This is a genomic window from Polaribacter sp. HaHaR_3_91, from assembly GCF_019278525.1.
GTDB lineage: Bacteria > Bacteroidota > Bacteroidia > Flavobacteriales > Flavobacteriaceae > Polaribacter.
The window spans coordinates 2,304,538-2,319,903 of the sequence record NZ_CP058986.1 but is presented as its reverse complement, the minus strand read 5'-3'; the positions used below and the strand labels follow the sequence as shown (position 1 = coordinate 2,319,903).

Sequence of the window (15,366 nt, the reverse complement as noted above, 5' to 3'; positions counted from 1 at the left end):
TCTATTTTAGATGGTCTTCTTTTTTATAATAACTTTTTTACTTCATTTTTAATAATACTTATAACAGTATCTGTTGGAGGTAATGTTTTAGAGTAATCGATAATCACGTTTTCGCGCAATTCATTAGCAGTTTTTGCAGTTTCTGCAACTTGTCTTAATTTATTAATAATGGTATTTTTTGTAGCCACAACTGCTGTCCAAGAATCGTCTGTAATGTACATTTGCTGTACTAAATTATGTTCAAACTCTTGATCTATATTTGCAATCAACAATTGCAAATAATCTTGTGTATCTTCTGTAATTGGTTTAATTCTTACCAACATTTTAACAGGGTTAATGCGCTCACAAAACAACAACATTCTTTCGTAAGCCTGTAATTTTATTGGTAAAGCTTCTTTTTTTCTTTGAGATAATAGCGCTATTTTTTCATCAGAACTTAGCTTTATGATTAATCTGTTAAAAATATAATAAGCAACGAAACCGGTAACAGCAGCGGGTAGAATATAAGCAATACTTTCTATTAGTTTATCTTCCATAAATTAGATGAATTTTAAAGTGTACAAATATAGTACTCCTAAAAAGATAGCAATACCAAAACTTAATAAAGTACCAATTAAAATATATTCGGTTAATTTTCTGTCTTTTGATGATGTTAAATCTCCAAATCTAAAAACAGATTTTGCTGCTAATAGAAAACCGATTGCTTCCCAATGATTGGTAATTACAAAGGTAAAAACAAATAAACGTTCTAGAATTCCTATATAGCGACCTGCTTTTGCAAGAGAATCATCGTTTTCTTTTTTACTTTCAGGGTTCCATTGTGTAATTATTATTTTGATGATAATTGCAGAAACAAAAATAACCAACAGTAAAAAGATAATCAGTAATAAGAGTTGATCTGTTATTAAGTTTTCAGTTGATAAAGAAAAATTCACATAAAAAGAAGTCGCAAACGCTAGTACGATAAGATGCAAAACTTGATCTATAAAAAACCAAATCCGTTTTGTTTTCTTTTTTTGAAGATAGAGTTTTAATAGGTCTATACCATAATGAGATGCTATAATTAACAAAAAAGCAAGCCAATATTCTTTTAAATTAAATTGAATGACTAACGCTAAAAATAGGGCATGAAGCGCAATGTGATAATATAAATTTACCGATTTCACTTTCTTTTTTTCTTTATTTTCAACCCATTTTTCTGGTTGAAAAACAAAATCTCCTAAAATATGAGCTAACAAAAATTTTAACAATAAGAGCATTTTATAAATGTGTTTTTTGATTGATAATTTTTCTAAAACGTTTTTCTAGTTTCATAATAGGTTCAAAACCAGCACGTTTTTGGCGTTCGCTAACCCGTCCTTGTGTAATTCCTAAAATAGCTGCAATTTCATTTTGCGTACTGTTTTCTGATTCTAAGGATATTTTAAATACTTCTGCAGAGTTTTTTGTCCAAGAATCCATGGTTAATAAAGCTAAATCAAAAGCTATATTTAGTTCTGCATCAACTTCTTGCCAAGGTGTTTTTATGGCAATGGTTTGTTTCTTTAAATAAGTGTCAAACGCATAACCAGAATTTATAAAAGCTTCACCGTTAGACGCTGTAATTTCTGGAGTATTAAATTCTTTTTCTCCGATTCCAATTCCAATTCTAACATCTATATCTACTGTAGATTTTAAATGAGATTTCAACTTTAAAGCTGCATAAAAAGCATTTTCACAGTTTTCTATTTCTAATTGAAAGCTATCTCCTCTGTAAATCTGCCAAAATTTTGGAGAGTCACCAAAAGTACTTAACGCCTCTTTTAGCGTTTCTAACCAAAAATTATCATCCTTTTTTCTAGAATTGATGATGTCGCCTGTTAAAATACTAGTCATTTGTAAATCTTAATTTTTAGCTAATATATCAATTATTAAGCTAAACAACAATATTATCTGTCTGCAAGCAGATATTTTAAATTATCTGTCTATAGGCAGATATTTGTGTTTATCTGCTCTTAAGCAGATATGTTTAGGTTTTCTTATGTAAAAATTGTGAATAAATAGTATTCATCTTCTTTTATAGAAACGAATAGTTTGGTTAATTTCACGCTTTCAAATTCCTTTAAAATAAACCATTGAGCACATATTTAGATTCTTTAAACGAACCACAGAGACAGGCTGTCTTACAGAAAGACGGACCCATGATTATTATTGCTGGTGCGGGTTCTGGTAAAACACGTGTATTAACCTATAGAATTGCGCATTTAATGAAGCAAGGCGTAGATTCTTTTAACATTTTATCACTTACATTTACCAACAAGGCAGCCAAAGAAATGAAGGCTAGAATTGCCGGTGTTGTAGGTCATAGTGAATCTAGAAACCTATGGATGGGAACTTTTCACTCCGTTTTTGCTAGAATTTTGCGTACCGAAGCAGACAAATTGGGGTTTCCAACTAATTTTACAATTTACGATTCTCAAGATTCTGTTCGTTTAATATCAGCAATTATTAAAGAGAAGAATTTAAATAGAGAACAATACAAACCCAAACAGATTTTAGGTCGAATTTCTTCCTTTAAGAATAGTTTAATTACGGTTAAAGCCTATTTTAATAACCCAGAATTACAAGAAGCAGATTTACATGCAAGTAGACCAGAAGTTGGTAATATCTATAGAGCCTATGTAGACCGATGTTTTAAGGCTGGTGCAATGGATTTTGATGATTTGTTGTTAAGAACCAATGAGTTATTGGCTCGTTTTCCAGAAACTTTGGCAAAATACCAAGATCGTTTTAGATATATAATGGTAGATGAGTATCAGGATACAAACCATTCTCAATATATTATTGTGAGAGCTTTGGCTGACAAATTCGGGAATATTTGTGTGGTTGGAGACGATTCTCAGAGTATTTATAGTTTTAGGGGAGCAAATATTCAGAATATATTAAATTTTCAGAAAGATTATCCGGATGTAAAAACCTTTAAATTAGAGCAAAATTACCGTTCTACAAGTAATATTGTAAACGCTGCAAATTCTGTTATCGAAAACAATAAAACAAAATTAGATAAAGAAGTTTGGACCTCTAATGATCCTGGAGAAGCTATAAATGTAATGCGTACTATTTCCGACGGAGAAGAGGGCCGTTTTGTGGCACAATCCATTTGGGAGAACCAAATGAACCATCAATTAACTCCAGATGATTTTTGTGTTTTGTATAGAACAAACTCACAATCTAGAGCTATTGAAGATGCGTTGCGCAAAAAAGGAATTGATTACAAAATTTACGGAGGAATCTCTTTTTATCAAAGGAAAGAAATTAAAGACATCTTGTCTTATTTACGTATTTTAATCAACCCAAATGATGAAGAAGCGTTAAAAAGAATTATCAATTATCCAGCAAGAGGAATTGGTGCAACAACCATAGATAGGTTAACAATAGCTGCAAATCATTATAAAAAATCTATTTTCGATATTATTAAATATATTGACAAAATAGATTTAAAAATAAATACGGGTACTAAAAATAAGCTTCGTAATTTTATGACGATGATGCAAAGTTTGCAAGTAGAATCGCAAACAAAAAATGCATTCGAAATTGCGGAAACTGTTGTAAAAAAGGCACAATTAATAAAAGATTTAGAAAAAGACGGAACGCCAGAAGCAGTTAGTAAAGTAGAAAACGTTCAAGAACTTTTAAACGGAATTAAAGATTTTATTACCGATAAAATTGAAGAAGGAGGCGATACTTCTTTAACTACTTTTTTAGAAGATGTGGCGTTGGCAACAGATTTTGATGCTAAAAAAGAAGATGACAAACCATCTGTTTCTTTAATGACTATCCACCAGTCTAAAGGATTGGAGTATATGTATGTGTATGTTGTTGGATTAGAGGAATCTTTATTTCCCTCTGCAATGAGTATGAATACGCGAAGTGAATTAGAGGAAGAGCGCAGGTTGTTTTACGTAGCTATAACAAGGGCAGAAAAAGTAGCTTATTTAAGTTATGCGCAAACCCGTTACAGATGGGGGAAATTGGTAGATGCAGAACCTAGTAGATTTTTAGAGGAAATAGATGATCAGTATCTAAATTACATCACTCCAAAAAGTACCAATCCAGCAATCAATAACTTTGTTGATAAAAGTATTTTTGATGATGCTCCAAAAGGAATTCGTTTTCAAAAACCGATTCAGCGTAAAAAAATGGAACGTGATTTGGTGAAGAAAAAAGAGATTATTATTCCTAAAAACCTAAAAAAGGTATCTCAAGCAACCTCAAAACCCAATTTATTTGATGGTAATATTGTTGTGGGTAATTTTGTAGAACACAATAGATTTGGAACAGGAGAGGTAATTGGATTAGAAGGAAATGGACCAAATAAAAAGGCAGAAATTAAATTTGGTACTGTTGGTAAAAAGAAATTATTACTTCAATTTGCCAAATTAAAAGTGATTGGTTAAAAATCAATCCATAAAACTAAAAATAAATTGTTATTTTGCAACGTTAAATAACTACAAACTATAATTTTTCAGTTCTAGTGTTTTCTTTTGGTTAAAATGATAAAGGAAAATGTATCGAGAACACTTCTCAAAAATATAAAAATGACATTCGATTTAGAATACAATTCAGAAAGACCGTTAATGATAATACCAGAATACGGCAGACATATACAAAAATTAGTAGACCATTGTTTGGCTTTAGAAACTAAAGATGAACGCGATAAAATGGCAAAAGCTATTGTAGATGTTATGGGAAATTTACAACCACATTTACGTGATGTACCAGATTTTAAACACAAACTTTGGGACCAGTTATACATCATGGCAGATTTTAAATTAGATGTAGAGTCTCCATATCCTCAGCCATCTAAAGAAGAATTACAAGAAAAGCCAGAAGGATTAGCGTACCCAAAATCAGCCTCTAGATATCGTTATTATGGTAACAATATTCAAACAATGATAGATATTGCTTTAAGTTGGGAAGAAGGAGAGAAAAAAGAAGCTTTGGTATTTACAATTGCAAATCACATGAAAAAGTGTTATTTAAATTGGAATAAAGACACTGTAGATGATGCTGTAATTTTTAAACATTTATTCGATTTATCTGATGGTAAATTAGATTTAAGAAATACAGAAGAAGAACTTTCTGAAAGTAAAAACTTGTTAAGAAAGCCACGTACACAAGGGCAAAGTACAAGTAAAGGTACTTACAAGAAACCACAACATAGCAATCAAAATAAAAATAGAAAAAGATATTAGTACATGGCATCATTTAAAATTGAAGGCGGTCATAAATTAAGCGGAACCATTACTCCACAAGGAGCAAAAAACGAAGTTTTACAAATACTCTGTGCTGTTTTATTAACACCAGAAAAAGTTGTTGTAAATAATGTTCCAGATATTATTGATGTCAACAAACTAATTTTTATTCTTGGAGAATTAGGTGTAAAAATAGAAAAATTAAGTAGAAATTCTTACGCTTTTCAAGCGGATGAAATCAATTTAGAGTATTTAGAATCTGCAGATTTTAAAAGAGACGGAAGTTCTTTACGTGGTTCTATTATGATAGTTGGTCCACTTTTAGCTCGTTTTGGTAGAGGATATATTCCAAGACCGGGAGGAGATAAAATTGGTCGTAGACGTTTAGACACCCATTTTGAAGGATTTATAAGATTAGGCGCAAAATTCCGTTATAATAAAGAAGAGCATTTTTACGGCGTAGAAGCAGAAGAATTGTTTGGTGTAGATATGTTATTAGATGAAGCATCTGTAACAGGAACCGCTAATATTTTAATGGCGTCTGTTTTAGCTACAGGAACTACAAAAATTTATAACGCAGCTTGTGAACCTTATATTCAACAATTATGTAAAATGTTGAATTCTATGGGAGCTAATATCTCAGGAGTTGGCTCTAACTTATTAATCATAGAAGGAGTAGATGCTCTTGGTGGTTGTGAGCACAGAGTTTTACCAGATATGATTGAAATTGGTTCTTGGATTGGTGTTGCAGTAATGACAAGATCTGAATTAACCATTAAAGATGTTAGTTGGGACAACTTAGGACAAATACCTAATGTGTTTAGAAAATTAGGGATTATATTAGAGAGAAAAGGAGATGATATTTACATTCCTGAACAAGAATCGTATGAAATACAGAATTTTATAGATGGTTCTGTTTTAACCGTTGCAGATGCTCCTTGGCCTGGGTTTACACCAGATTTATTGAGTATTGTTTTGGTAATTGCAACACAAGCAAAGGGAACTGTTTTAATACATCAAAAAATGTTTGAAAGCCGTTTGTTTTTTGTTGATAAATTGATTGACATGGGGGCGAAAGTAATTTTGTGCGACCCACATAGAGCCACTGTAATTGGTATGAATTTTGAGAGCTCATTAAAAGCAACCAAAATGACATCGCCAGATATTAGAGCAGGTATCTCCTTATTAATAGCTGCTTTATCTGCTAGAGGAACATCCATAATAAATAATATAGAACAAATAGATAGAGGTTACGAGAATATTGAAGCTCGTTTAAAATCTATTGGTGCTAAAATTGAAAGAATTGCTGAATAAGAAAAAGTTTTTTATTAATTTAAAAATACTTTTAGATCATGATAAGAAGTTTGTGGAAAGAAGAATGGAGGCATATTAAATTTGATGAGAAAATTTCTGATGTAAAAAAATTTAAGATTTCTAATTTAGGAAGAGTGCTTTATTTTAAAGAAGATAAAGAGTTTTTAAGAAATAAGAGTTTTATAAATGGATATGAAACTATTTATGTAAAGCAAGTTGCTAATAACAAATCTACAAGTAGATATGTACATAAGTTGGTGGCAGAGCATTTTTTAGAAAAAGAAAACGAAGATCAAATTTATGTTTTACATAAAAATTATGACAAAACAGATAATACTGTAGAGAATTTAAAGTGGGCAACTAAAAGAGAGAAAGAGTTGCATCAATTTAAAAACCCTGTGTATATAGAAGCTATTAAAAATAAAAAAACTAGTTATAAGCTTACAGAAGGAAAAGTAAAAATCATAAAAAGGCAACTTAAAAATAAAAGAACTAGAATCACAATGATTGCCAAACGATTTGGAGTTTCAGATATGCAAATTCATAGAATTAAATCTGGAGAAAATTGGAGCCATGTTAAAATATAAAGAGGTTAAAAATAGTGTCAATCTGACACTATTTTTTTGTTGGCAACGTTTTTGCCTTTTAATAGTAGACATTTTAACGATTACAAAGATAATGAGTAAGAAAGATAACACCCAAGAAGAAGAAATAAAGAACGAACAAGAAACTGTTCAAGTTGAAGAAAATCAAGAGGTTGAGGCTGAAGTTGTAAAAGAAGAACCTACAACAGAAGAGTTACTTCAAACTGAAAAAGATAAGTTTTTACGTTTGTTTGCTGAGTTCGAAAACTATAAAAAGAGAACTTCCAGAGAAAGAATAGAATTATTTAAAACTGCTGGACAAGATTTAATGACATCTTTACTGCCAATTATTGATGATTTTGAACGTGCGCTGTCACATATTGAAGATGATAAAGAGGCAGAAGAATTAAGAAAAGGAGTGTTGTTAATTTATCAAAAATTATTTAACACTTTAGAATTAAAAGGATTGTCTACAGTGGAAACTAAAGCTGGTGATGTTTTTGATGCTGAAATTCATGAAGCAATTACACAAATTCCTGCTCAATCAGAAGATTTAAAAGGAAAAGTAATTGACTGTGTTGAAAAAGGATACAAATTAGGCGACAAAATTATTCGTTACCCTAAAGTAGTTATCGGACAGTAAAAAAGTATTCAGTTTACAATAACAGTGAGCAACATATGCAAAACTAATGTTGTAAACTAAAGAAGTATTAATGACAGTGAGCAGTGAGAGCTGAAAAATTGTTGTGAAATACTGAAAATTAAAAATAAAAAATGGCAAAACAAGATTTTTACGAAATATTAGGTCTCTCAAAATCTGCTACTCAAGCAGAAATAAAGAAAGGGTATAGAAAAATGGCGATCAAATATCATCCTGATAAAAACCCGGATGATAAAACTGCTGAAGAAAATTTTAAGAAAGCTGCAGAAGCTTATGAAATTTTAAGTGACGAAAACAAAAAAGCTCGTTATGATCAATACGGTCACGCAGGTTTTGAAGGTCCACAAGGTGGCGGTGGTTTCGGTGGAGGCGGCATGAATATGGATGACATATTTAGTCAGTTTGGTGATATCTTTGGCGGCGGAGGCGGTGGCTTCGGAGGTGGCTTTGGTGGTTTTGGAGGTGGCGGAGGCCAACGACAAGCTAGAGTAAAAGGAAGTAATATGCGAATTCGTGTAAGACTTACTTTAGAAGAAATAGCTAAAGGAGTAGAAAAGAAAGTAAAGGTAAGACGTAAAGTACAAGCAGAGGGAGTAACTTATAAAACCTGTACTACGTGTAATGGATCTGGACAACAAATGCGAGTTACCAATACAATTTTAGGTAGAATGCAAACTGCAACTACTTGTGGTACTTGTTCTGGTGCTGGAGAAATAATTAGTACAAAACCAAGTGAAGCAGATGCACAAGGTTTAATTATAAAAGAAGAAACTGTACCAATTAATATTCCTGCAGGAGTTACAGAAGGGGTACAATTAAAAGTAGGAGGAAAAGGGAATGAAGCTCCTGGTAAAAATTCTGTTGCTGGAGATTTATTAGTATTAATTGAAGAAGTTCCTCATGATGTTTTAAAGAGAGAAGGAACCAATATTCATTATGATTTATATGTAAATTTCTCTGAAGCTGTTTTAGGAACAAGCAAAGAAGTTGATACAGTTACAGGTAAAGTAAAAATTAAAATTGATGCTGGTACACAATCTGGTAAAATTTTAAGATTAAAAGGAAAAGGTTTACCAAGTATAGAAAGATATGGTACTGGAGATTTCTTAATACATATTAATGTTTGGACACCACAAGAGTTGAATAAAGAACAAAAACAATTCTTTGATAAAATGTCTGACAACGAGAATTTTAGACCTAGTCCAAATAAATCAGATAAGTCATTTTTTGAAAAGGTAAAAGACATGTTTTCTTAACGAAATGTTAATTTCAAATTAATAAGTATCTTTTTAATATAAGTTGTATTTTATTTACAATATTTAATGTACATTTGCAGTGTTGCCGATTTTATCGGCAACACTTTTTCTTTTTCATAGCAATTTTTCCCACTCATTTATGAGTGGGTTTTTTTTATGACTAAAGATAAAATTATAACATAATATAGAAATTGCAGACTTATCTTATCGACTTGTGTATGCAAGTAGGAAAGTCCGGACACCAAAGAGTATCATAGCGGATAACATCCGTCCAGCGAGAGCTGAGGACCAGTGCAACAGAAAGAATGTACAGTTAGGCTGTAGTGAAACCAGGTAAACTCTATGAGGTGCAATGCCATGTAAATTAGAGCTTGAGAGCTACTCGCTCGATTCTAAAGGGTAGGCAGATAGAAGTTACGAGTAATTGTAACTCTAGATAAATGATAAGAGCCTTTTTAAGGAACAGGATTCGGCTTATTAGTCTGCATTTTCTATATAATTATTAAAACTTCAAAATAAATCAAGAAAGAATCCTTTTTGTTGATTTAAAATCAGTGTTTTATCGAATAACTTTTTTTTATTCATTAATTCACGCAATCTATTATTTATCTTTTAATTTTAATATAAAAAATGTAAGTTTGTCATACTAAAATAAATAAATAATTTTACAGTTTGTCTTTTCGTTTATAAGAATTAAAAAGGCCTACAGTAACTAAAGATTTCTTTCATGAGTATTTATAAAGACTACCTTAAGCAGATAGAAGAACGTAAAGAACAGGGTCTTCATCCACAACCAATTGATGGTGCAGAATTACTAAGCAAAATCATTGAACAAATTAAAGATTTAGAAAACGAGTACAGAGAAGAATCTTTGAACTTTTTTATATATAATGTTTTACCAGGAACTACAAGTGCTGCTGTAGTAAAAGCTAAATTTTTAAAAGAAATTATTTTAGGTGAATCAATCGTAAAAGAAATTACAACTTCTTCTGCTTTTGAGCAATTATCACACATGAAAGGTGGGCCATCTGTAAAAGTGCTATTAGATTTAGCATTAGGATCAGATGCTGACGTTGCAAAACAAGCAGCAGACGTATTAAAAACACAAGTTTTTCTTTACGAAGCAGATACAGCTCGTTTAGAAGAGGCGTTTAATAGTGGTAATAAAATTGCAATTGATCTTATTAAAAGTTACGCAAATGCAGATTTTTTTACAAAATTACCAGAAATAGAAGAAAAAATAGATGTTGTTACGTTTATCGCAGGAGTTGGTGATATTTCTACAGATTTATTATCTCCAGGTGGTGATGCACACTCTCGTTCAGATAGAGAATTACACGGTCAGTGTTTATTTGAGCATAATAAAGAACAACAAGCAGAATTAAAAGCAGTACAAGCACAGCATCCAGACAAAAGAGTGATGTTAATTGCTGAAAAAGGAACAATGGGAGTTGGTTCTTCTAGAATGTCTGGTGTAAATAATGTTGCTTTATGGACAGGTATTAAATCTAGCCCATATGTGCCATTTATAAATATTGCTCCGGTAATTGCTGGAACAAACGGAATTTCTCCAATTTTCTTAACAACTGTTGGTGTAACTGGTGGTATTGGTTTAGACCTTAAAAACTGGATACAACAAAAAGATGTAGGAGGAAATACTATTCGTGATGAAAACGGAGACCCTGTTTTAAAAGAAGAGTATTCTGTTGCAACAGGTACTGTCCTTACAATTAATACAAAAGAAAAAAAATTATATAACGGAGATACAGAATTAAAAGATATTTCTGCAGCATTTACACCACAAAAAATGGAGTTTATGAAAGCAGGTGGTTCTTATGCTGTTGTTTTTGGTAAAAAATTACAAACCTTTGCTTCTAAAGTATTAGGTATAGATGTAGTGCCTGTTTATGCACCATCAAAAGAAATTTCTATTGAAGGACAAGGTTTAACAGCAGTTGAAAAAATATTCAATAAAAATGCTGTTGGAACAACACCAGGAGCAGTTTTACATGCAGGTTCTGATGTTCGTGTAGAAGTAAATATTGTAGGTTCTCAAGATACTACAGGTTTAATGACTTCTCAAGAATTAGAAATGATGGCTGCAACAGTGATTTCTCCAATTGTAGATGGAGCTTACCAATCTGGTTGTCACACAGCATCTGTTTGGGATGATAAATCTAAAGCGAACATACCAAGGTTAATGAAGTTTATGAACGATTTTGGTTTAATTACTGGTCGTGATCCTAAAGGGAAATATTTTCCAATGACGGATGTTATTCATAAAGTGTTAAACGATCTTACAGTAGGAGATTGGGATATTATTATTGGTGGAGATTCTCACACACGTATGTCTAAAGGTGTTGCTTTTGGTGCAGATTCAGGAACGGTTGCCTTAGCATTAGCTACAGGTGAGGCTTCAATGCCAATTCCAGAATCAGTAAAAGTTACTTTTAAAGGGCAAATGAAATCTTATATGGATTTCCGTGATGTTGTACACGCTACACAAGCTCAAATGCTTAAGCAATTTGGTGGAGAAAACGTATTTCAAGGAAGAATCATTGAGGTTCATATTGGTACATTGACTTCAGATGAAGCATTTACATTTACAGATTGGACTGCAGAGATGAAAGCAAAAGCTTCTATCTGTATTTCTGAAGATGATACTTTAATTGAGTCTTTAGAGATTGCAAAAGGTCGTATCCAAATCATGATTGATAAAGGAATGGACAATGCAGGTCAAGTTCTTAAAGGTTTAGTAGAAAAAGCAGAAAATAGAATTGTAGAACTTAAAACAGGTATTAAACCTTCTTTAAGACCAGATGCAAATGCGAAGTATCATGCAGAAGTTGTTATCGATTTAGATGAAATCGCAGAACCAATGATTGCAGATCCAGATGTAAATAATGATGACGTTTCTAAACGTTATACACATGATAACATCAGACCATTATCTTACTACGGAGGTACTAAAAAAGTAGATTTAGGTTTCGTAGGTTCTTGTATGGTTCACAAAGGTGATATGAAAATATTAGCTCAAATGTTAAAGAATGTGGAGGCTCAATATGGTAAAGTTGAATTTAAAGCACCTTTAGTAGTTGCACCACCAACTTACAATATTGTTGATGAGTTAAAAGCAGAAGGAGATTGGGATGTTTTAGTAAAATATTCTGGTTTCGAATTCGATGATAACGCACCAAAAGGAGTAGCACGTACAGGATACGAAAACATGTTATACTTAGAGCGTCCAGGTTGTAACTTATGTATGGGTAACCAAGAAAAAGCAGCACCAGGAGATACAGTAATGGCAACATCTACACGTTTATTCCAAGGAAGAGTTGTAAAAGATTCTGGAGAGAAAAAAGGTGAATCTTTATTATCTTCTACACCAGTAGTTGTATTGTCTACAATTTTAGGTAGAACACCAACTATGGCTGAATATGAAGCAGCAGTAGACGGAATTGTTTTAACGAAGTTTAAACCATCTCAAAAACAATTAGTGAGATAGTTTTAAGTTTCTAATTATATATTAAAAAGCCTGGGTTTTAAACTCAGGCTTTTTTTGTTCTTCTTATAAAAGAAATAAGTTGAAATGAATTTGCAAAGTTTTAAATAGATTGTAGATCAAAATAGCTATTATGCTTTTAATATCAATACACATAATTAGAATAAAACTTACAGGTTGATTATAATAATCTAAAGTCAAAATGATTTTTAAGCATTTATAAGATTTACTTTAGATAAAACTTAGATTAGAGTTTGGGGTTCCCTCGCCAAAAGAGGCGAGGTCGGGCTTTCTATTACAATCTTTTTGTTCATACTTCTCAAAAAGGATTTCCACTTCAATCCCTAACCTAGGCTATTCGTATCTTTTTATGTAATTGCATATTCCGAGCAACTATTTTCTATCAAAATTATCTATTTCACTATCAGTATTAAATCTTTTCTTAGCAAAATTCAGTTATAAAACTAGTAGATATTTTTGTATCTTAGTGTACTTATAAATATTAACAACTAAATTATATATAATCTTATGGCATTTGATATTAATATGATTAAAAAAGTGTATTCAAACGTAGTAGAACGTGTGGATGCTGCTCGTAAACTTACAGGAAAACCTTTAACTTTATCAGAAAAAATTCTGTATTCGCATTTATGGGATAAAACATCAGATAAAGCTTTTGTTAGAGGTAAAGACTATGTAGATTTTGCACCAGACAGAATTGCATTACAAGATGCAACTGCGCAAATGGCATTACTGCAATTTATGCAAGCTGGTAAAAGTAAAGTAGCAGTTCCTACAACCACGCACTGTGATCATTTAATTCAAGCTAAAAACGGTGCAAGTATGGATTTACAGTCTGCACTTAATACCAGTAATGAAGTTTTTAACTTTTTAGAATCTGTTTCTAATAAATACGGATTAGGTTTTTGGAAACCCGGAGCAGGAATTATTCACCAAGTAGTTTTAGAAAATTATGCATTTCCAGGAGGAATGATGATTGGTACAGATTCTCACACAGTAAATGCTGGTGGTTTAGGTATGGTTGCTATTGGTGTTGGTGGTGCAGATGCAGTAGATGTAATGGCAGGTATGGCTTGGGAATTAAAGTTTCCTAAATTAATAGGAGTGAAATTAACCGGTAAATTATCTGGTTGGACTGCACCAAAAGACGTTATTTTAAAAGTAGCAGGTATTGTTTCTGCAAAAGGAGGAACAGGAGCCATTGTTGAATATTTTGGTGAAGGAGCAACTTCTATGTCTTGTACAGGTAAAGGTACCATTTGTAATATGGGAGCCGAAATAGGAGCAACCACATCTACTTTTGGGTATGATGAATCTATGGAACGTTATTTACGCGCTACAGATAGAAGTGATGTTGCAGATGCTGCTAACGAAGTAAAAGAATATTTAACAGGTGATGCAGAAGTGTATGCAAACCCAGAAGAATATTTTGACCAAGTTATAGAAATTAATTTATCAGAATTAGGACCATTATTAAACGGACCTTTTACGCCAGATTTATCTACAAAAGTAGGAACAGATATGGCAAAGGCTGCTAATGATAACGATTGGCCATTAAAAGTAGAATGGGGATTAATTGGTTCTTGTACAAACTCTTCTTACGAAGATTTATCGAGAGCTTCTTCAATTGCACAACAAGCGCTGGATAAAGGTTTAAAAATAAAATCGGAATTAGGAATTAACCCTGGATCTGAAAAAGTAAGATATACAGCAGATAGAGATGGTATTATTGGTATCTTCGAAAAGTTAGATGCAAAGATTTTTACAAACGCTTGTGGACCATGTATTGGTCAATGGGCTCGTTATGAAGATCCAAAAAACGCACCTAAAAATAGTATTGTTCATTCTTTTAATAGAAACTTTGCAAAGCGTGCAGATGGTAACCCAAATACGCATGCTTTTGTTGCTTCACCAGAATTAACAGCAGCTATTGCAATTGCTGGTCGTTTAGATTTTAATCCGATTACGGATAAATTAATCAACGAAAACGGAGAAGAAGTAATGTTAGATGAACCAACAGGATGGGAATTACCTCCAAAAGGTTTTGAAGTAAAAGATGATGGTTATTTAGCACCAGAAAAAGATGGAAGTCATGTAAAGATTGCAGTAAAAGATGATTCTGACAGATTACAATTATTAGAACCTTTTAAACCTTTAGGAAACAAATTAGAAGGTGTAAAATTATTAATAAAAGCATTTGGTAAATGTACAACAGATCATATTTCTATGGCGGGACCATGGTTGCGTTACAGAGGGCATTTAGATAATATTTCTAACAACTGTTTAATTGGAGCTGTAAACGCGTTTGGAATGAAAACCAATTTTGTTAAAAACCAATTAACTGGTGAGTTTGGAGGTGTACCAGATACTGCAAGAGCTTATAAAGCTGCAGGTATAAAATCTATTGTAGTTGGAGATCATAATTATGGTGAAGGTTCTTCTAGAGAGCACGCTGCAATGGAGCCTAGACATTTAGGTGTTGCTGCTGTTTTAGTAAAATCTTTTGCTAGAATTCATGAGACCAACTTAAAGAAACAAGGAATGTTAGGTTTAACATTTAATAATGAAGCAGATTATGATTTAATTCAAGAAGATGATACGTTTAACTTTGTGGATTTAAATGAATTTGCTCCAGATAAACCTTTAACGATAGAAGTTGTTCATGCAGATGGATCTAAAGATATGATTGTTACAAACCATACTTATAATCAAGGTCAGATTGAATGGTATAATGAAGGTTCTGCCTTAAACTTAATTAAAAAAGAAAATGCTTAAAATTTAAGCGTTTTAAATA

11 protein-coding genes and 1 other RNA gene are annotated in these 15,366 nt (G+C 32.1%); 9 read left to right on the top strand and 3 right to left on the bottom strand.

Annotated elements, in window-relative coordinates:
- Positions 1-23: 23 nt before the first annotated feature.
- From H0I27_RS09725 to H0I27_RS09715, 3 genes are read right to left on the bottom strand one after another with little or no spacing between them, the layout of a single operon-like run.
- Positions 24-536, bottom strand: a complete 513-nt coding sequence (locus tag H0I27_RS09725; RefSeq protein WP_218730521.1) for a hypothetical protein — start codon at positions 534-536, stop codon at positions 24-26.
- A 3-nt stretch (positions 537-539) separates the two neighbouring features.
- Positions 540-1,238, bottom strand: a complete 699-nt coding sequence (locus tag H0I27_RS09720; RefSeq protein ID WP_302849946.1) for a DUF3307 domain-containing protein — start codon at positions 1,236-1,238, stop codon at positions 540-542.
- Positions 1,239-1,260: 22 nt separating this feature from the next.
- Complete coding sequence (locus H0I27_RS09715) at positions 1,261-1,875, bottom strand: sigma factor-like helix-turn-helix DNA-binding protein (RefSeq protein WP_218730519.1); 615 nt, start codon at positions 1,873-1,875, stop codon at positions 1,261-1,263.
- Positions 1,876-2,114: 239 nt separating this feature from the next.
- Between H0I27_RS09715 and H0I27_RS09710 the strand changes: the two genes are divergently transcribed.
- The 9 genes from H0I27_RS09710 to H0I27_RS09670 all read left to right on the top strand — a co-directional run bounded on the left by H0I27_RS09710 (position 2,115) and on the right by H0I27_RS09670 (position 15,347).
- Positions 2,115-4,436: an ATP-dependent helicase gene (locus H0I27_RS09710; protein ID WP_218730518.1), complete on the top strand. Its 2,322-nt coding sequence runs from the start codon at positions 2,115-2,117 to the stop codon at positions 4,434-4,436.
- A 141-nt stretch (positions 4,437-4,577) separates the two neighbouring features.
- On the top strand, positions 4,578-5,234 hold the full coding sequence (locus H0I27_RS09705; RefSeq protein ID WP_218730517.1) for a DUF4290 domain-containing protein: 657 nt from the start codon (positions 4,578-4,580) through the stop codon (positions 5,232-5,234).
- A 3-nt stretch (positions 5,235-5,237) separates the two neighbouring features.
- The gene (murA, locus tag H0I27_RS09700) at positions 5,238-6,548 is read left to right on the top strand and encodes a UDP-N-acetylglucosamine 1-carboxyvinyltransferase (RefSeq protein WP_218730516.1); all 1,311 of its coding nucleotides are present in this window, start codon (positions 5,238-5,240) and stop codon (positions 6,546-6,548) included.
- A 38-nt stretch (positions 6,549-6,586) separates the two neighbouring features.
- On the top strand, positions 6,587-7,135 hold the full coding sequence (locus tag H0I27_RS09695) for an HNH endonuclease (RefSeq protein ID WP_218730515.1): 549 nt from the start codon (positions 6,587-6,589) through the stop codon (positions 7,133-7,135).
- Between the two features lie 91 nt (positions 7,136-7,226).
- Positions 7,227-7,775 carry a nucleotide exchange factor GrpE gene (locus H0I27_RS09690; protein ID WP_218730514.1) on the top strand — a complete coding sequence of 183 codons (549 nt, stop codon included), beginning with the start codon at positions 7,227-7,229 and terminating at the stop codon, positions 7,773-7,775.
- Between the two features lie 131 nt (positions 7,776-7,906).
- Positions 7,907-9,049: a molecular chaperone DnaJ gene (gene dnaJ, locus H0I27_RS09685; protein ID WP_218730513.1), complete on the top strand. Its 1,143-nt coding sequence runs from the start codon at positions 7,907-7,909 to the stop codon at positions 9,047-9,049.
- Between the two features lie 190 nt (positions 9,050-9,239).
- Positions 9,240-9,542: RNase P RNA component class A (gene rnpB, locus H0I27_RS09680), an RNA gene on the top strand.
- Positions 9,543-9,776: 234 nt separating this feature from the next.
- Positions 9,777-12,554 carry a bifunctional aconitate hydratase 2/2-methylisocitrate dehydratase gene (locus tag H0I27_RS09675; RefSeq protein ID WP_218730512.1) on the top strand — a complete coding sequence of 926 codons (2,778 nt, stop codon included), beginning with the start codon at positions 9,777-9,779 and terminating at the stop codon, positions 12,552-12,554.
- Between the two features lie 525 nt (positions 12,555-13,079).
- Complete coding sequence (locus H0I27_RS09670) at positions 13,080-15,347, top strand: aconitate hydratase (protein ID WP_218730511.1); 2,268 nt, start codon at positions 13,080-13,082, stop codon at positions 15,345-15,347.
- The last annotated feature ends 19 nt before the right edge of the window (positions 15,348-15,366 follow it).

Coding starts and splice junctions, on each gene's coding strand:
- H0I27_RS09690 (WP_218730514.1), top strand. CDS start 7,227: ATGAGTAAGAAAGATAACACCCAAGAAGAAGAAATAAAGAACGAACAA.
- dnaJ (WP_218730513.1), top strand. CDS start 7,907: ATGGCAAAACAAGATTTTTACGAAATATTAGGTCTCTCAAAATCTGCT.
- H0I27_RS09695 (WP_218730515.1), top strand. CDS start 6,587: ATGATAAGAAGTTTGTGGAAAGAAGAATGGAGGCATATTAAATTTGAT.
- murA (WP_218730516.1), top strand. CDS start 5,238: ATGGCATCATTTAAAATTGAAGGCGGTCATAAATTAAGCGGAACCATT.
- H0I27_RS09670 (WP_218730511.1), top strand. CDS start 13,080: ATGGCATTTGATATTAATATGATTAAAAAAGTGTATTCAAACGTAGTA.
- H0I27_RS09675 (WP_218730512.1), top strand. CDS start 9,777: ATGAGTATTTATAAAGACTACCTTAAGCAGATAGAAGAACGTAAAGAA.
- H0I27_RS09725 (WP_218730521.1), bottom strand. CDS start 536: ATGGAAGATAAACTAATAGAAAGTATTGCTTATATTCTACCCGCTGCT.
- H0I27_RS09705 (WP_218730517.1), top strand. CDS start 4,578: ATGACATTCGATTTAGAATACAATTCAGAAAGACCGTTAATGATAATA.
- H0I27_RS09715 (WP_218730519.1), bottom strand. CDS start 1,875: ATGACTAGTATTTTAACAGGCGACATCATCAATTCTAGAAAAAAGGAT.